This window comes from Anaerophaga thermohalophila str. Valhall, from assembly GCF_000250735.1.
Classification (GTDB): Bacteria; Bacteroidota; Bacteroidia; order Bacteroidales; family Marinilabiliaceae; genus Anaerophaga; species Anaerophaga thermohalophila_A.
Genome location: NZ_AHZV01000042.1, coordinates 1 through 18,970 on the forward strand (window position 1 = coordinate 1; position 18,970 = coordinate 18,970).

Annotated in this window: 13 protein-coding genes; 3 read left to right on the plus strand and 10 right to left on the minus strand. The window is 40.3% G+C overall.

Annotated elements, in window-relative coordinates; all coding sequences use genetic code 11:
* Positions 1 to 38 precede the first annotated feature (38 nt).
* Complete coding sequence (locus tag OQ5_RS24040) at positions 39 to 1,658, minus strand: AAA family ATPase (RefSeq protein ID WP_255297337.1); 1,620 nt, start codon at positions 1,656 to 1,658, stop codon at positions 39 to 41.
* Positions 1,540 to 2,649: a Clp protease N-terminal domain-containing protein gene (locus OQ5_RS24045; protein WP_255297336.1), complete on the minus strand. Its 1,110-nt coding sequence runs from the start codon at positions 2,647 to 2,649 to the stop codon at positions 1,540 to 1,542. The genes OQ5_RS24040 and OQ5_RS24045 overlap by 119 nt, the downstream gene beginning before the upstream one ends.
* Before the next feature lie 391 nt (positions 2,650 to 3,040).
* Here OQ5_RS24045 and gyrA point away from each other — a divergent pair, with 391 nt between their 5' ends.
* The 3 genes from gyrA (at position 3,041) to OQ5_RS0101750 (ending at position 7,489) form a co-directional block, all read left to right on the plus strand.
* Positions 3,041 to 5,572 (plus strand): DNA gyrase subunit A, encoded by a 2,532-nt coding sequence (gyrA, locus tag OQ5_RS0101740; protein WP_016775839.1) that lies wholly within the window; start codon positions 3,041 to 3,043, stop codon positions 5,570 to 5,572.
* Between the two features lie 48 nt (positions 5,573 to 5,620).
* Positions 5,621 to 6,772, plus strand: coding sequence for a tetratricopeptide repeat protein (locus OQ5_RS0101745; RefSeq protein ID WP_016775840.1), 1,152 nt, complete (start codon positions 5,621 to 5,623; stop codon positions 6,770 to 6,772).
* Positions 6,773 to 7,252: 480 nt separating this feature from the next.
* Positions 7,253 to 7,489 carry a hypothetical protein gene (locus tag OQ5_RS0101750; protein ID WP_016775841.1) on the plus strand — a complete coding sequence of 79 codons (237 nt, stop codon included), beginning with the start codon at positions 7,253 to 7,255 and terminating at the stop codon, positions 7,487 to 7,489.
* A 143-nt stretch (positions 7,490 to 7,632) separates the two neighbouring features.
* Here OQ5_RS0101750 and OQ5_RS0101755 read toward each other — a convergent pair whose 3' ends face one another.
* From OQ5_RS0101755 to OQ5_RS0101795, 8 genes are all read right to left on the minus strand, one after another.
* Entirely contained in the window at positions 7,633 to 8,934 is a 1,302-nt protein-coding gene (locus OQ5_RS0101755; RefSeq protein ID WP_016775842.1) for a serine hydrolase domain-containing protein, read from the minus strand.
* Between the two features lie 581 nt (positions 8,935 to 9,515).
* On the minus strand, positions 9,516 to 10,766 hold the full coding sequence (locus OQ5_RS0101765; RefSeq protein WP_016775844.1) for an Lnb N-terminal periplasmic domain-containing protein: 1,251 nt from the start codon (positions 10,764 to 10,766) through the stop codon (positions 9,516 to 9,518).
* Between the two features lie 97 nt (positions 10,767 to 10,863).
* On the minus strand, positions 10,864 to 11,778 hold the full coding sequence (locus OQ5_RS0101770; RefSeq protein ID WP_016775845.1) for a dihydroorotate dehydrogenase: 915 nt from the start codon (positions 11,776 to 11,778) through the stop codon (positions 10,864 to 10,866).
* Entirely contained in the window at positions 11,772 to 12,545 is a 774-nt protein-coding gene (locus OQ5_RS0101775) for a dihydroorotate dehydrogenase electron transfer subunit (RefSeq protein WP_016775846.1), read from the minus strand. The genes OQ5_RS0101770 and OQ5_RS0101775 overlap by 7 nt, the downstream gene beginning before the upstream one ends.
* 471 nt (positions 12,546 to 13,016) lie before the next feature.
* Positions 13,017 to 13,433 carry a helix-turn-helix domain-containing protein gene (locus OQ5_RS21845; protein WP_016775847.1) on the minus strand — a complete coding sequence of 139 codons (417 nt, stop codon included), beginning with the start codon at positions 13,431 to 13,433 and terminating at the stop codon, positions 13,017 to 13,019.
* Positions 13,434 to 15,233: 1,800 nt separating this feature from the next.
* Positions 15,234 to 15,746 carry a flavodoxin gene (locus tag OQ5_RS0101785; protein WP_016775848.1) on the minus strand — a complete coding sequence of 171 codons (513 nt, stop codon included), beginning with the start codon at positions 15,744 to 15,746 and terminating at the stop codon, positions 15,234 to 15,236.
* Between the two features lie 38 nt (positions 15,747 to 15,784).
* Positions 15,785 to 17,836, minus strand: coding sequence for an alpha-ketoacid dehydrogenase subunit alpha/beta (locus OQ5_RS0101790; protein ID WP_016775849.1), 2,052 nt, complete (start codon positions 17,834 to 17,836; stop codon positions 15,785 to 15,787).
* Positions 17,837 to 18,305: 469 nt separating this feature from the next.
* On the minus strand, positions 18,306 to 18,970 hold a 665-nt coding region (locus OQ5_RS0101795), incomplete at its 5' end, for a 2-oxo acid dehydrogenase subunit E2 (protein WP_016775850.1).

Below are 18,970 nucleotides of genomic sequence, written 5' to 3' on the forward strand. Positions count from 1 at the left end.
TTTTCGCGGGTTTTTTTGTCTGTAATAAATCACATAAGTTAATTCTTAGAATTTTTAGCCTGTTTGTTTTCTTTCTCCACTTTTGTTTCCCGTTCTGCTTCTGACTTATCCTCTGTTTTCTTATCTGAAGAAGCGCTATCTTTTTCTTTAAGAATTGTAGTGGTCAGTTTCTGATTGGATTCGTCATATTCTACTTTAATGACATCCCCTTCACTGATAGAAGCCTGAATGATAACCTCTGCCATCTCGTCCTCAAGATATTTCTGAATAGCTCGTTTCAGTGGTCTTGCACCATACTGTACATCAAACCCTTTCGAAGCAATAAAATCTTTGGCCTGCTCCGACAATTCAAGCTTATACCCAAGTGATTCAACACGTTGATAAAGACCTTTCATTTCAATATCAATAATCTTTCTGATATCATCTTTTTCAAGACTGTTGAAAATAACAACATCATCTATACGGTTCAGAAATTCAGGAGCAAAAGCTTTCTTGAGCGCTTTTTCAATGACGCTTCTGGTATATTCGGCGTCGCTCTTCTGACTTCCGGTTGAAAAGCCTATACCACGGCCAAAATCTTTCAACTCTCTTGTTCCAATATTAGATGTCATTATAACAATAGTATTTTTGAAATCTACCCTGCGTCCCAGACTATCGGTTAATCTTCCTTCGTCCAACACCTGAAGGAGGATGTTAAATACATCGGGGTGAGCTTTCTCAATTTCATCGAGCAATACGACCGAGTAGGGGCGACGACGAACTTTTTCCGTCAGCTGTCCGCCTTCTTCGTATCCGATATATCCTGGAGGTGCACCCACGAGTCGCGATACACTGAATTTCTCCATGTATTCGCTCATGTCTATACGTATAAGAGCATCGGTTGTATCAAAAAGATATTGTGCAAGAATTTTTGCCAGATGCGTTTTTCCTACACCTGTAGGTCCTAAGAACACAAAGGAACCAATAGGACGGTTTGGGTCTTTAAGTCCAGCTCTGTTACGCTGAATGGCTTTCACAATCTTCGCAATGGCATCATCCTGACCCACAACTTTCCCTTTCAGCTGTTGTCCCATTTGCATCAGGCGTGCGCCCTCGGCCTGAGCAACCCTCTGAACGGGGATACCCGTCATCATGGCTACCACTTCGGCTACTTTTTCCGCATCAACAGTTTCACGATGTTTTTGGAGTTCCTCTTCCCACCTGGCTTTCGATAGTTCCAGTTCATCAAGCAATGATTTTTCCTTGTCACGGAAGCTGGCTGCCAGTTCAAAATTTTGAGCTTTGACAGCTTTTATTTTGTTTTCTTTGGTTTCTTCAATTTTTTGCTCCAGTTCAAGAATGGTTTCCGGGACAACAATATTACTGATGTGCACCCTTGAGCCGGCTTCGTCGAGAGCATCAATGGCTTTGTCGGGCAGATGCCGGTCGGAAATGTATCTTTCAGTCAGTTTTACACAAGCCTCTACTGCCTCGGGTGTAAAATAGACATTGTGATGATCCTCATATTTTTCTTTAATGTTGTTGAGAATTTCGATGGTTTCATCTACAGAGGTCGGTTCTATCATTACTTTCTGGAAACGACGCTCCAGTGCACCATTCTTTTTCAATGTGCTGACGATATTCATCCAGCGTTGTTGCCCCGATGCATTGAATTTCACCACGAGCAAGAGCCGGTTTCAACATATTGGCGGCATCCAGTGATCCGGTAGCACCTCCAGCACCCACTATGGTGTGAATCTCATCGATAAACAATATAATATTAGGATTTTTTGACAATTCATTTAATATGGCCTTAATCCGTTCCTCAAATTGTCCCCTGTATTTTGTTCCGGCAACAATCGAGGCAAGATCAAGAGTAACAACCCGTTTGTCAAATAAAACCCTCGAAACTTTTTTGTCGATGATCCGGAGGGCAAGTCCTTCGGCAATGGCCGATTTCCCAACGCCAGGTTCACCGATCAGCACCGGGTTGTTTTTCTTTCTGCGACTTAATATCTGTGCCAGCCGCTCAATCTCTCTTTCACGACCCACAATCGGGTCAAGTCGCCCTTCTTCGGCGGCTCTTGTAATATCAATGCCGAAATTGTCGAGAACAGGTGTGTCGGACCCGGGCTTTCCGGCACCGGGTTTTCCCCCTTCATGCCCGCCTCCGCCGCCTCCTTGCGAAGAGAACGGGGAATCGGCATCATCATCGTCCGGCATTTGAGCTTTTCCCTGAAAAGATGCTTTTTCGGCTATTGCTCTAAGTTGATCGTATTGTACATTATAATCTTTCATAATTTCCGAAATTGTGCTGCTGCGGTCTTTTAGCAGGGCCAGTAAAAGATGCAGCGTATTTACTTTTGTACTTTTTAATGCCCTTGCTTCCAGATGAACAATCTTTAAAATTTGTTCCGTTGATTTTAAAAGAGGTAACTGGTTGTTTTGGTTCAATGGTGTTTTCTCTTTTATTCGACGCTCAATAGTGTCGCGCACATGTTCAACATCCACACTAAGTTTGCTGAGCATTTTTCCTGCTTTGGTCTCCGGGTCGTTCAGTAAGCCCAGCATCAAATGCTCAGGAGCAAGGAAAGGATTTCCCAGCCTCGATGCTTCCTGTTTACTAAACGTCAGTACCTCTCGTATTTTTGGTGAAAAATTTAAATCCATATTTTTGGTGAAAAATTTTATATCAATACTCCGTTAAACTTTTACTGGTGTCTGGTCATTAACTGTTTACACAATTATATAACGCAAGTTATAACTCTCTCATAATAAAAACTTTGCGTCATTACGTCTCTGCGTTTAGGCTTTTTTTAACTGACTATTGATAGCACATTCAATCAAAAACTATGCAACTATTATAATAATGTCAATATAACAGTCACTATAATGTTCCAAAAATACTATAAAAAGAGCGAAACTCCCAAGAAGGAATCGAAAGAAAAAAGAACCCGCGTTACTTTCCGTTTCGGGCGGAAATGATTAATTTAGGGCGGCAAAAAAACGGCCCTTACAGAGAGCGGCCTTTTTTTATGAGACTCATCTAAAAATTGTATAAATGGCTGATGGAGAAAGAATAATTAAAATCAACATTGAAGAAGAGATGCAATCGGCATACATCGATTATTCGATGTCGGTAATTGTTTCACGTGCTTTACCTGATGTTCGTGACGGGCTGAAACCTGTTCACAGACGTGTTCTTTTTGGAATGCACGAATTGGGGATGTCGCCGAATAAGCCCTATAAGAAGTCTGCAAGAATTGTAGGCGAAGTTTTAGGGAAATATCACCCGCATGGCGACTCATCTGTGTATCATGCAATGGTTCGGATGGCTCAGCCCTGGTCGATGCGCTATATGCTTGTCGATGGCCAGGGAAACATGGGGTCGGTCGATGGAGACAGTCCTGCTGCAATGCGTTACACAGAGGCACGCATGAACCGTCTGTCGGAAGAGATGCTGGCAGATATTGAGAAGAATACTGTTGACTTTCAGTACAACTTCGACGATTCATTGAAAGAACCAACGGTGTTGCCAACCAGAATACCAGCATTACTGGTTAACGGCACTTCGGGTATTGCCGTTGGAATGGCAACCAATATGCCACCACACAATTTGGGAGATGCTGTAAATGCCATTGTGGCATATATTGATGATCCTGACATTGATATTCAGGAACTCATTAAAATTATTCAGGCGCCTGATTTTCCTACCGGAGGTATCATTTACGGGTATCAGGGCGTTAAAGAAGCTTATGAAACAGGGCGTGGACGTATTGTCATCCGGGCCAAAACCGAAATCGAAACTGATAAAACCGGTCGCGAAAGGATTATCATTACCGAAATACCCTACATGGTTAATAAGGCAGAACTTATTGTAAGAATTGCCGACCTAGTCAATGAAAAAAGAATTGAAGGAATTGCCAATGTTAATGACGAATCGGACCGTGAGGGAATGCGAATCGTTATCGACCTTAAAAGAGATGCAATTGCAAATGTGGTGCTGAATCATCTTTATAAAAATACAGCACTGCAATCTTCTTTCGGGGTTAACAATATAGCATTGGTTCACGGAAGGCCGCAATTGCTTAATCTCAAGGGGATTATCAAGTACTTTGTTGAACATCGCCATGATGTTGTTACCAGACGAACAAAATTTGAACTCGATCAGGCTGAGAAGAGAGCTCATATTTTAGAGGGGCTTATTATTGCAAGTGACAATATTGACGAAGTTATTAAGATAATCAGAGGCGCTCAAAGTCCTGATGAAGCCCGCGAAAAATTGATTGAACGGTTCGACCTGACAGATGTTCAGGCACGGGCTATTGTTGATATGCGCTTGCGTCAGCTTACCGGTCTCGAACAGGACAAATTGAGAGAAGAATACCAGGCCCTGTTGAAAGAGATAGACCGTCTGAAAGACATTCTTGAGCATGAACATTTGAGAATGGAGATCATTAAAAATGAAATGCTCGAAATTAAGCAAAAGTATAATGATCCCAGGCGTACCGAAATTGTCTACTCATCGGAAGAGTTCAATCCGGAAGATTTCTATGCCGATGAAGAAATGATTATTACCATTTCGCATCTGGGGTATATAAAAAGGACTCCGTTGTCCGAATTCAGAACTCAAAATCGGGGAGGGGTGGGCTCGAAAGGAAGTACCACCAGGGATGAAGATTTCATTGAGCATATTTATCCTGCGTCGATGCATAATACAATGCTCTTTTTTACAAAAATGGGGCGTTGTTTCTGGCTCAAAGTTTATGAAATCCCTGAAGGAAGCAAAAATTCCAAAGGACGAGCCATTCAAAATCTTCTTCAGATAGATCCCGAAGATACTGTGAAAGCATTTATTCGCGTGAAACAATTAAATGATGAAGAATTTATAAACTCTCACTATATCTTGATGGGAACCCGCAAAGGTGTCATCAAAAAATCTTTGCTGGCCGATTACTCACGGCCGCGTCAATCAGGGGTTATTGCCATTGGCATAAAAGAAGGTGATGAACTGATTCAGGCGCGCCTTACTAATGGTAAAAGTGAAGTATTGATGGCAACACGTTCGGGAAGAGCCATTCGCTTTAATGAATCCAAGGTGAGATGTATTAGTCGCATCGGTCAGGGCGTGAGGGGAATAACTCTCGATTCAGACAGGGATGAAGTCGTTGGCATGATTTGTGTGAAAGACAAGACAGACGATATCCTGGTCGTTTCGGAAAAGGGTTATGGAAAACGTTCCAGCCTTGAAGATTACCGGATAACCAACCGCGGTGGAAAAGGAGTTAAAACGATGAAAATATCCGAAAAAACCGGGGATCTGATCACCATAAAGAATGTAACCGATGACAACGACCTGATGATTATTAACCGTTCAGGAGTGACGATCAGAGTGGCGGTTTCTGATATTCGGGTGACAGGTCGTGCAACCCAGGGGGTTAGATTGATCAATCTGGACAAAAAGCAGGATATGATAGCCTCTGTTACAAAAGTCATCTCTGAGGCCAAAATGGCTGAAGAAGACATTACTGCATCCGGTATTCTTGAAAAACAATCGGATGATGTTCAGGAAAATGATGAAAATAGAGATTAAAATATTTAAATTTAATTTGTAAAATCCACTCAAAAACAGAAGATAAATATGAAAAAGTTGTTATTTATTGCGATTGCACTATTTACCGTAACAGGTGTATATGCGCAAAAAGGGAAAGTAAATGCTGCCGAAGCCTATCTGGAAAATGGGGATATTGAGGCAGCCGAAGAACGCATGCAAGATGCGTTTGAACATAAGCGGTCTAAAGATTGGCCTAAAACATACATTGTTGCGGCCAAGTTGGCATCAGCAAAATATAAAAAGGAAAAAGACATTCAACTCCTGAAGGATGCTGTTGACCATTACATGAAGGCTATTGAGCTCGACAAAGCCGATCGGGGCCGTTTCGAAAACGAAATTAAAATTGCATTGACATTTTTCCAGAATGAGTTGACCAATGCCGGCATTGAAGGCTTTAATGAGCAGAATTATGAAAATGCCATGGTCGCATTCGAAAATGTTTTAAAAATAAACAATCTTGATATGTTCAAGACAGAAGATGCAACTGTTGATACAGCCATAATCTATAATACTGCTCTGGCAGCCTACAATGCCAAGAAATGGGACAAAGCAGCAGAATACCTAAACAAATCCATAAAATACAATTATGGTGGAGGGGATGCTGTTTTATTGTTGCACCAGGTATACAGCAATATGCAGGATTCTACTGAAATGGCTGCCAATCTGAAGAGAGGTTTTGAAAAATATCCCGACGACGACCGTTTGCTTACGCAACTGATCAATTATTACCTTGAGACACGTCAGAATGATGAGGCTATGGAATATCTCAACCAGGCCATTGAAAAAAATCCGAAAAATCCGACTTATTTTTATGCACGGGGTGTCTTGTACGATCAGACCCAGAAATATGATGAGGCGATTGATGATTATAAAAAAGCAATTGAACTGAAAGACGATTACTTTGATGCTTTGTATAATCTTGGGGTCATATATTACAACAGAGCCATCGAGCAAATGAATGTGGCCAATGAAGTAACAGACCACAAGCAGTTTAAAGAGGAAAAAGCCAAAGCTGATAGTCTGTTCCATGAGGCATTACCTTATATGGAAAAAGCGTATGAACAAAAGCCGGATGAAATTCCTGTTCTTGAAAGTTTGAAGAGCTTATACTATCGATTTGAAATGAACGATAAGTATGATGAAATTACTGCTAAACTTGATTCTTTGAAAGGGGAATAATAAGAATGTTTATCAGAAATAGAAAAGCGCGAAATTTACAACTTCGCGCTTTTCTTTAATTTATTATATTAAACATAATGTCAATTATAGGACAATGAAGACGAATCACCACGCCTTCTAAATTATTAAGGTCGTTCAATATTTTACAGGTGCAAACATTTTTAAAGCAATCCGAAAACTCGCTTCGCTCAAACAATTCGGATTTACCTCATTATCGTGTTTGCTTTCAAAGGCATTCGGTGAACTCGCAAGCTCGTTTCTTTACGAAAAACAATCTGATTTTCTTAACTGAATTTCTTTGATGCGAACCTAACCCTGAACTGTGTAAAAGTATTCAGAGCGCACATAAATACAGGTCTTCATTAAATCCATTTCCTTTTAGTCGGTCAGTAGTGATTAATTAGGGTCTGCTGAATAAATGTTTGCACCTGTAAATGTAAATTGTCAACACATCACTGTTCAAATGAATGTCGTAATAAAATGAACGACTTTGTCTATTTAAAAGGCGCGGTGGCCTGTTCGCTTTCCGGGCCGGCGGATGGCGGGAATCCAAAATGGGCGACGTTCATGGCCTTGCGCAATGGCAGGAAATTTTGGCTTTCGCGGGGAGCCAGGTTTAAGCGGACTATACCTTTTTGGTTCTTTTTGGGGCAATGCCAAAAAGAACAATGGAAAATAAATTTGAAACAGGTTGCTGACTTTTTCAGCAACCTCTAAGTACCTTGAAAATTATCGCGATATGGCAAAGCACGTATTGAAAACCTTGTTTAAAAATAAGCCTGAAGGAAAAACAATCTTTAGCTGAAGCTATAGGTTCTGAGTAAAACCCGATACGGTTTGTGAACACATAAAATAAATTTTCACTCATTCCAATTACTGGCAAGATCAAATAAATTGTATTGAGGCCAATCAGGAGTCCTGTTGATAGCCCTGTCCATCATTCTACGGATGTCAGTCGCAAGCATAGGGCCTTTCCATGTGCTGCTGTTGAACAGGATGACATAGGAAAACCCGTCATCGCGCCGCACCATCAGCGCAGAAGTACCTGCCAGAGTCCCTGTACGATACCAGGAATGCGACTTTACGCCTCGCCATCCTAAAGGATCAAGATACGGTTTTTCCGGAGAAGTCATAATTTCAACAGACTCCCTTGTAAGAATATCTTCCGGAATATTCATTCCGTCAATGGCAAGCATAAACCTGAGAAGATCAGTTGACGAGGCAATCCAACCACCTGCAGGACCTAATGTTTCTATGTCGTTTCCCCCGTAACACCGCGGAACCATTTTTTCATTACTGCAATGATCTTTGACAAGATAGGTATCAGAAGGCTCATAATATTTTACTTCCAATTCGGCCCTGTCGGCCAGATAACTACCACCGATACGCATATCAAAGATGCCAAGCGGATACAGCAGGTTTGTTTTAATGAATGATTCATAATCGTCGCCACTGACCTTCTCAATAACCTCTCCCAGAATAGCATATCCCAAATTAGAATAAGACGAGCGTGTTCCTGGCTTAAAGTGTAATCGCTTTCCAAGCATAAAACGGATAATATCCTCTCTATCCACAGGCAATTCCTTGTTCAATCCTCGTGCCACAACCTGGGGAATAAACATGGGATCACCCCAGCGATTGGTCCATCCACCCGAATGATTAAGCAAATGAATAATTTTTATCTCTTCGACGGTCTTATCAGCATAAGCATCAAATGGATAATCATTTAAGACTCCATCCGGTCCGAACACATGATCATTGAGGTTGAGTTTACCCTGTTCCACCAATTTCATGATACCGGCAGCAGTTATCAATTTCGAAACACTGGCTATTCTGAAGAGATGATAGGGTTCGGTGCGAATTCTATTTTCTCTGTCGGCCCATCCATAACCCTTAGAGAAAACCATTTCTCCATCTTTGGCAATAGCAACAGATGCTCCCGCCATTCTATTGTAATCAAGAAACCGCTTCACCGAATAGTCAATTTGAGCGAAGGCAGGATCTTCTGAAAAGAATCCTGATATCCTCAATGAGGAAGCAACCGGTTCGGGAGGGGTAAAATCTGTACCGAACGATTGAATTGAGGGACCTGTGATATATTTCGTAGCAAGCCCCGATAAAAGACCTGCCAATATTAAGAAGACGATTTTGTGTCCTTTCATAATACCTGATTATAACCGAAAAAAATGTTGCTAAAACAACTCCAAAAAAATCTTTACAAAAACAACCATTTTCGGATATAATGAATCTAATTCATTATAAACCCTGTGACTATTTGTTCCACAAAAATAATGTTTTTATTAAAATGCAAAGAATTATGGAACGCTTTCTTTACGTATATAAGGCATAAAGGTTTCTTTTTCGAAAAAAGAAACTATTTAGTGTCTGTCCATAAAGTACCATTTGCTGTGTTACGCTCGCCGCCAAAATACTCATTTACGAAAAGTAAACTCCGTTTTTGGCTGCTTCGCAAGCTTTGCAAGTGGCACTTTCTGAACAGACACACATATTGTAAAAATCTTTGCGAGTTTATGGACAAGAACTATTTGGTGTCTGTCCATAAAGTACCATTTGCTGTGTTACGCTCGTCGCCAAAATACTCATCTACGAAAAGTAAACTCCGTTTTTGGCGGCTTCGCAAGCCTTGTAAATAACATTTTCAGAACAGACACATGATAAGTAGGAAACTTTTCCTACTTTATAGACACGCACTATTTATCATAACTAACACTTCGTAGTTCTCTTATTTTGGATCATGTCTATTAGTGTTAAGGTTTAGTTTCATCCGTTTAAGGCTCCATTTTACAACCCCGGGAGATGAACGAAGAAATAAGATCAGCGAAACAGCGATAAATTCATTGGGTATATATTGTGGCAAAAAAGCAACTGAAACAAAGAATACGAAAAGCAATATGACTAATACATTTTTTACAAATGTAATCCAGATTGTTTTTACATTTGTAATCAAAACTAACCATAAAGGATTAGCCCAAAGCAAATTCCAGTTCGGGTTTGTAACCGAATGATTTGAAATAAATGCAAGGTACGAAATAACAATTCCCGCTATACCTGCAATTAAATAAAGCGCAACATCAAAAAAACGTAAACTAACGGTTCCAAAGACTTCCGCAAAAGAAAGGAACAATATCAATCCGAATAACCCCCAAAAGATCAAGGATGGCGATGCCGTAGAATGCGCTTCTGGAATATCCTGACCGGTAAAATCAAGAACAACCGACTGAGATTTAACTAAGTCAACAATATTTCCGTCCGAGTTTTGATATTTTATTCCGGCAAATTGCTCCATTAAGAAATCAGGAAGAAACATTACTGTCAATGAATCGGTTTTTGAATCAGCCTTTGCGCCCAAAATCAAATCAATGCCGGTTTTCGTCCATGTTTTTTTTTCGAGATAAGGGTGAATTGCTTTCCTGAAAGTTAAGGCAGTTGTTGAAGCGGATTCCGTCTCAAAATAAATGTTTCCGGGCAACTGTTCGATAATGATATCTGCCACCCTTGTAGCACAATTATCATAGAAAAAATCATACCTGTAGGCCCTGTTTTCGGGGCGGGCATTGAACATTAAAGCACGAAACAACCTGTCCTTTTGTGCTTTGGTAAGGTTGAGTTCCTGTTGCCATACCGTACGTCCGGTAACAAAATATTCCCTTAAAAAATTCTTAAACGAAGTAACAGACAAAAGATAATCAAGGTTGCCATGCCCAAACTTTAAATAAAAAAAAGATGTATTAAAATCGAAGGTTCCGTAATTGAAAACAAGATCAATTTCATTCTTCGGATCGGATACACGAATGGCAGTATGACCGAATACTGAATACAACTCATTACCTGGCGCACAGGTCAGCACCGATACGGAAGCCTTCTCCGACAGTTCCTGCCCCTGAATGGAAAACAAGCTGATGATGATTAATACGGCAGATAAGATTATTCTAAGGAAACCGGAATAAAGAAAGTTTACAAATGTAACCAACATGTTTATCTTGATTTTTAGTTTACATCTTTAAAAACACGCATCACGTAAGTTTAATCAGCCTTCAAAGTCAGAAGAAAAAACCTGTTGCATACAACAACTAAGAAACATCCAGGCCCCCTATGATATCTGTAATTTTTTCTATATTATGACGTTGCATATACCCGGCCAAACCATCAACAATTCGACCCGATACAGAGGGGTCAACAAAATTGGCGGTCCCCACCTGGACAGCAGATGCACCCGCGAGAAGAAATTCAACAGCATCGGTTGCAGAAGAAATTCCGCCCAGGCCGACAACAGGAATTTTAACTGCGGAAGCCACCTGCCAAACCATTCGTAAAGCAACCGGTTTGATGCATGGTCCCGAAAGACCGCCGGTAACGGTAGATAATAAAGGTCGCCAGGTTTCGGCGTCGATGGCCATTCCCAGCAACGTATTTATGAGAGAAACTGAATCGGCCCCTGCCCCTTCTACGCCTTTGGCTATTTCGACGATGTCGGTAACATTAGGTGACAATTTGACCATCAAATGCCGCGGAAAAACTTCGCGCACGGCACGGGTAACAGCAATTGCAGAAGGACAACTGGTTCCGAAAGTCATTCCTCCCTCCTTTACATTGGGACAGGAAATATTCAGTTCAATACCCGGTATATCCTTCACCTCTGCTATTTTGGAAGCTATTTCTACATACTCTTCAACGGTAGACCCCGAAACATTCACCAGGACATTGGTACGAAACGTTCTGATTCTCGGCCAGGTTTCACTTAGGAAAACATCCACACCTTTATTCTGGAGACCAACAGCATTCAACATTCCCATAGGTGTTTCAGCCATTCGCGGATAAGGATTGCCTTCGCGATGGCTTCCGGTTGTCCCTTTTACAATGATTCCTCCGAGCGCGGAAATATCAACAAAATCGCGATATTCTTCGCCATAACCGAAAGTTCCTGATGCGGTCATTACCGGATTCTTAAGCTGTAAATTGCCAATATCTACTGATAAATCTACCATTTTAAATAATTTGCATTAAAAACCGGCCCGTCCGTGCATGTGCATTTATTACCTTCAATTGTTGGTGTAACACAGCAAAGACAAGCTCCGATACCACACGCCATTTTATTTTCAAGCGATACTTCACAGGTAATGTTTCTTTCCCGTGAATATTTGGCAAGAACTCTCATCATTGGTTCGGGTCCACATGTATACAGCCAGTCAAAGTCGGGCTCAAAGGTTTTCATTACGGGGTGATGAATGACAAATCCCCTGGTTCCTCTGGAGCCGTCTTCTGTGGTAATATAAACGTCGCCTAATTCGCGGTATGCATCCAGTTCCACCAAATCATTTTCGGAGCGTGCGCCGACCAAAAAGCGGGGGTCAATTCCGTTTTCTTTCAGATAGCGTCCTAAAAAGAGCAAAGGCGCTACACCACAACCTCCGCCTACCAGTAATACCCTTTTTTTGTCGGGCAGCGAATAATAGGTACCCAAAGGATAGACAAGATTTAGCTTTTCTCCGGATTTCATCGATGCCAGTCTGCGAGTACCGGGACCGACTTCCTGAATGAGCAGTTTTATGGTGTTGTTCTTATAATCTACGTCGTGAATGGACAGAGGTCGACGTAAATATGTTTGGGGTGAACCATCAACTCTTACTTCGGCAAATTGTCCCGGAAACATCTGTGGAAGCATCTCTGGATGCTGCAGCGTTAGTATTACAAACTCGTGGGTATGCCTTCTGTTTTCGAGAATTACAAAATCAGTAATGTATTTTTTTGACATCAGCAAATCAAAAAATTAAATGTTTACACATGTAACTAGTCGTTTTTTTATTCTTTCTTTACACGTTATTGGTGCTACAAATATAGGAAACCAAAAGGATTTTTTCCCATTAAATCAATTGGCATGCATCCGAAATTAATAGTGCATTCAATAAAAGATTGAATATAAGCATGATAAAATGTCAATAGTAAATATTGATACATGAGTCTGCTCCTAAAAGCGCTATTTTTGTCAAGGTCGAGGCGTGTAAAGTGTGTAATAAACTTTTACATAATTGTTTGCCTTTGGATCGACTTGATTTCACACCCCCGGATTTTTGAACCGAAGTTAAATAATTGTTAATGAGGATTTAAATATTTTCAACAACAATAAGACTGTTAAAAAGCGACTTTTAGGAGTGGACTCATACATTCAACTTTTTATTCGGGAAAGAATACTTCGAATGTATTATCATCATAAAATAGAATGGTCTTAATGTATTTTTTTTTCGGGTGCAGAAGGCGTAACATCACCACCGGTGCCAGGTATTGAAGTGGTTTTGTAATGCTCCAAACTCCCCTTACGTTTTTCACGGTACTGCACTCTTTCTTCTTCCTTTACGGGTGTATTTTCCGGGAAAACAATTTTGCCATCCCGGCGAGTTGTTTCATAAGTACCGCTATTTTTGTTGTCGATGGATGAACGCTTATATGTACCGTTGCCACTAATCAGCCAGTCTGGATTGATATGTTCAAAATTTGTCAGTATTTTCTGTAAAAAATCAAGACTTGGCTTATTGCGCCCGGATAGAATATGGCTGACACTGGACCGTTGTACACCAACCAATTCTGCGAATCTGGCAGGGGTCAGTCTCTCATTCTTTAGTATTTGTTGTAAACGATCTTTCATCAGTATAAAATTTGTCTAAGTTATTGGTCTGATGTAACTCGCATGATTGAAGGTTATACATGTTCTTTAGTGACAAACTTTGTCATGCTCGTTTCATTCGTATATAATTAATCTAAGTTATTGGCCGAATGGAACTTGCATGCGGGGTTTATACATGTTTTTATTGTAGTAAACTTTGTCATGTTCATTTCATCTTATATTCTATATCTAAAAATCTAATGATCTATTATGGCAACCTTTGCAGGGCCCGCTTCATTTGTTTCGATACAGCAAAACCTAAAGAGCCATTTACAAATGTAATTATTTTTTCAAAATAATTTTATATTTTCCAGTTTCCATTTGTATACAACAAGGTCATCCCGTTTAGTTGTCTTGATTACATTTGTATTCCGCGGTTATACTTAGGCCTTCCCGAAGTACAGATTTCTTGACTATTGTTTTGCAAAAATTAAAATGATTTCGGGTAAATTACTGTCATATAATCAAAAATGACATCGGATCATGTAAAGAGTTTGGCCCTCCATCTGGTCATTTTTTTAATTTAAACTTTCTGGAATGAAAAATGATGTTTTCAATACTTATTGGATACCAATGTTTTAACAATTTAATAATTGTTGCTTTTATTTATACTTCAAATAATTACTTTTATTTATTGATTTTCAGCCTATAATGAGCTCAATACAATACAAAACGAACGGCTTTTGTATAATTATGCATGGCAAACTCTATTAATACTCTATTAATCGTTTAATTGGTTTTAATAAGTAATTGATAAAGTGAATACTAATTAAAAATGAATAGCCTTTTTACAAAAAGAAAAAAGCATTTTTGTATTGATTACATATGTAACTTTCAATAACTGCATTTTGCAAATAGAAGTTTGGAAGGCATAATTGAGAAGTCAGGAGTTAGATGTTAGACGATTAGATAAAAGTAACCGACAGGCAAAAGTTTGCCAGACAGAAGGCAGAAGTGTTAAATTTTACAGATTAGAATTTTACCGTTAGTACCGAAAATTGGCCTGATAAGCAAAAATCCAACTCTGCATAACAAATGATTGATATAGAGTGTTTTGTGATTTGAGTTAGATAAAAGTAATTTAGTAGTCAGCAGTCAGGATTCCGGATTCCGGGTTTCTGGTTAAGTTTGTTATCGTCTTTGGTCAATTGTTATTGATAATTGATAATTGAAGTGATTCTTCGTCGTACCTTCTCGGAATGACAAAAGAGGCTTCCTGTCATTCTGAGCAAAGCGAAGAATCTCATCTTCTAACATCTAACCTTCTATCTAATTGATCATTGTAAATCTGTGTGGTTGTTACAAAAGAAATAGAATAAAAGCTTCATAACAATACTCCGTTAAACTTTTACAAATATCTGATAATTAATTGTTTGCATAATCAAGGGCACAAAGCACAACTCCCTCATAATAAAAACTTTGCGCCATTGCGTCCCCGCGTTTAGGCTTTTTTTAACTGACTAGTGCGTGTCTCTATAAACTCGCAAAAATTTTTACAATAAGTGTGTCTGTTCAGAAAGTGCCAGTTGCAAGGCTTGCGAAGTCCGAAAATACGGAGTTTACTCATCGTAAATGAGTAATTTTCGGACGATCGTAACACAGCAAATGGTACTTTATGGGCAGACACTAACTATTGTCATAACAGAGAGACAAAAAAATGCCTGTTCATAAAGTGCCATTTGCAAAACTTGTGTAACGAAGCAAAATGACACTATATGAACAGGCTCAAAATAATCAGACGCTAGCGAAAATAGAATTAAATAAGGGACATCTTCCCAAATCTTATTTTTCCTCAAATGCCTTTTTTATGTCAGCAACCCATTTTTCAATACGCTGATCAGTAAGAGCTGCCTGGTTTTCAATATCAAGAGCAAGTCCGACAAATTGATCGCCACGCCGGGCGCGCGAAAACTCAAACGTATATCCTTCGGTTGAAGTAAAACCTACAATTTTGCCACCCCGCTTTTCAATGAATTCTGCCATAATACCCAGTCCATCCACAAAATTTTCGGGATATCCTTTTTGATCACCGCCCCCAAATAATGCAAATTTTTTCCCCTTCAGACTGTCATCTTCGACAGTTGGCAAAAACTCATCCCAATAATAAGGAAGTTCCCCGTCAAACCATGTAGGTACAGCAAAAATGTAGTTATCAAACTTCTCAAAATCTTTGTGGCCGGCGTCGTCAATATTGACTTCCTCAACATTTTTCTCGCCCAGGTGTTTAATAATCTTTTTCACCTGCTGCTTGGTTTTGTGCGATCGGAAGCTATAAAATATGCCTATCTTCTTCATGAAATGTAAATTTTATCCAATTAATTGTTTTTTAGCAACTAAAAGGCAGCCAATTCACGTGCTGCTTTAATTATTTTGTCGGTATTTGGCAAGATTGCCTTTTCAAGAATCGGATTAAATCCAATCGGGGTAAATTCAGCTCCCACTCGTTTTACAGGCGCATCGAGCAAAGTAAAGGCTTCTTCAGCAATAATAGCTGCCAGTTCTCCGCCAAAGCCGCCAAACACTTTATCTTCGTGCACAACCAGGGCACGTGAAGTCTTCTTCAGCGATTGGATGATCGTCTCTTTGTCGAGCGGAAGCAGTGAACGTATATCAATAACTTCCACTTCAAGGCCGTCTTCTTTGCTCATTTTTTCAGCAGCCTGAAGACACATATGTGTTGTATTACCATAAGTGATCATGGTCATGTGTTTTCCTTCGCGCCGTAAACGGGCTTTACCGAACGGTACCTCAAAATCATCGGGCACCACTGTTGCTGCTTTTGGAGAATTATACAAAGCCTTGGGCTCAAGGAACAGGGTCATTCCTTCAGAGCGAATGGAAGTACGCAACAGGCCGGCAGCATCATCGGCAAACGATGGGTAAACTACCCGCACACCAGGAAATGTGGCCAGAGCACCTTCGGTTGTTTGTGAGTGATACAATCCGCCACCTATGTAGCCACCCGATGCCAGACGAATAGTAATATTCGGTGAAAACTGTCCTTTAGTCCGCCAATATTCATGTGTCGTTTCCACGTACTGCTCCATTGCCGGCCAAAAATAATCGGCAAATTCAGCCCCCTCAACGACAATTCTGATTTTTTTATCGAAGCGTGACATGCCATTAGCCGTTCCCATTATATAATCTTCTGCAATGGGTGCATTAAAGACCCTCTTCTTTCCGAATTCCTGTTGCATTCCCTTTGTGACGTTAAAAACACCACCCTTTTCTTTGTGGGCAATATCCTGACCCCATATATAGGTGTCGGGATTGTTCCGGAATTCTGCTTTAAGTGTTCCGTTTAGCGCTTCGATTAATTTAATGGGTTTGCCCTCGTGGCTGTGCGTTCCGTCCGGGTATTTTTTGCTTTGATACGGTTCGGGAAGAACAAAATCATGAATGGACCCGGGTTTCGGATCGGGAGCTTTTATTCCCTTTTTATGGGCATCTTTTACCTCTGCAGCAACTTTCTCCTCTATTTCTTTTAGTTCTTCCTCTGTGACTCTTTCGTACCGGAGTAACAGTCGTCTGTATTTGGCCAGCGGGTCATATTCTTTCACGTAGCTGAGCTCGTTTTCATCGCGATACAGCTCATGTCTGTCAGAATTTGAGTGAGACCCGATCCGGACACAATTGGCATGAACGATCACCGGACTTTGCTCTTTCATTGTCCAGTTAACCGCTTCTTCCATGGCATTCATGGAATCAAAGACATCTTTCCCGTTACAATAAATGATCCTCAAATTTTTAAAACCTTCAAAATTCCTCGCCGATTTCCGGTTTGCAGTCTGGTCCTCTTTCGGTACGGAAATTCCGTAACCATTGTCCTGAAACACAAAAACAACGGGCAGCATTTCACGAGATGCACCGTTGATGGCTTCATATACATAGCCTTCCGAAACTGAACTTTCACCCTGAGAGCTGATCACAACAGCATCCTTAACATTATAGGTTTTAAGTGCCCTTCCCAGGCCGGCAGCATGCAGTGTATGATTACCGGTTGCAGAGCTGACATTATGAATATTCCAGGCCGGTTTCGCAAAGTGGTTCGACATGTGACGACCTCCTCCTGCTACATCGGTATCTTTGGAAATGCCATTATAGATAATTTCTTCTGCAGTCATGCCCGCCGACACAACGGTCTGAAGATCCCTGTAATATGGAAACAAATGATCCTTCTTTTTCCGGAATTTTTGCCCGATGGCAAGCTGAATCCCGTCATGCCCGGCTGCAGGGGCATGATACGACCATCCTATGGCCTGCTTCAAATAATTGGGAGCGCGCTCATCGAGGGTACGGCCTAAAAACAAAAGGTAATACCATTTGAGCAGTGTCTCCTTATCGGTTTTTTTTACCGAGTATTTTTCTGGAACATTACTTTTCATTAGTATAAAATTTATTTATTAAGGTCTAATGGAACTCGCATACAAGTATTTATGCATATTCTGATTGTTGCAATCCTTGCCATGCTCGTTTCAATTCGTTCAAAATTTATTTAAGTTATTGATCGAATGGAACTCACGATGAATTTTGTTTATGCTCTTTTGAGAATTTGGCACTCCAAAATTCATGTTCGTTTCATCAGTATAAAATTAGTCTAAGTTATTGGTCTGATGGAACTCGCATGATTAGAGTTTATACATTTTCTCTTGTGACAAACCTTGTCATGCTCGTTTCATTAGTATAAAATTTAATTCTCAAGGTCTAATGGAACTCACATACAATCATTTATACATATTTTTTTGTTGCAATTCTTGTCTTATTCATTTCATCTTAAATCTTATATCTAAGAATCTGATAATCTATCGTGGTCACCTTTGCCATGCTTCTTTTATCTTATATCTAAAATTTGCATCAAATATCCCTGTCGATATCTGCGTTTTCCAAATAATCGGCAATTTTCCTAAGAAACATACCACCAAGAGCCCCGTCAACCACACGGTGATCATACGAAAGCGATAGAAACATCTTGTGGCGGATGGCAATGACATCGCCCGTTGGTGTTTCTACTATGGCAGGTTTTTTCTCTATAGTACCTGTAGCAAGAATAGCAACCTGTGGTTGATTAATAATGGGTGTTCCTATGGTGTTTCTGAAGGAACCAAAATTGGTTATTGTAAACGTTCCTCCCTGAATGTCATCGTTTGACAATTTATTATTCCGGGCAGCATTCGCCAGCCGGTTTATGTCAGTAGAAAGCCCCGCTAAATTTTTCTGGTCGGCCTGTTTAACTACCGGAACAATAAGATTTCCTGAAGGCAATGCAACCGCAATTCCGATGTTAACATTTTTTCTCTTGATAATGTTATAACCGTCGACAGAAACATTAACACCCGGGAAGTCTCTCAGCGCTTTTGCAACGGCCTCGGTAAACATAGGCATAAAAGTGAGCTTCTCTCCATATTTTTCCTGAAACTTTTCCTTCATTTTATTGCGCCAGATTACAAGGTTAGTGACATCTGCCTCAACCACCGATGTGACATGCGGAGAAACCTGCTTCGACATAACCATATTGTCGA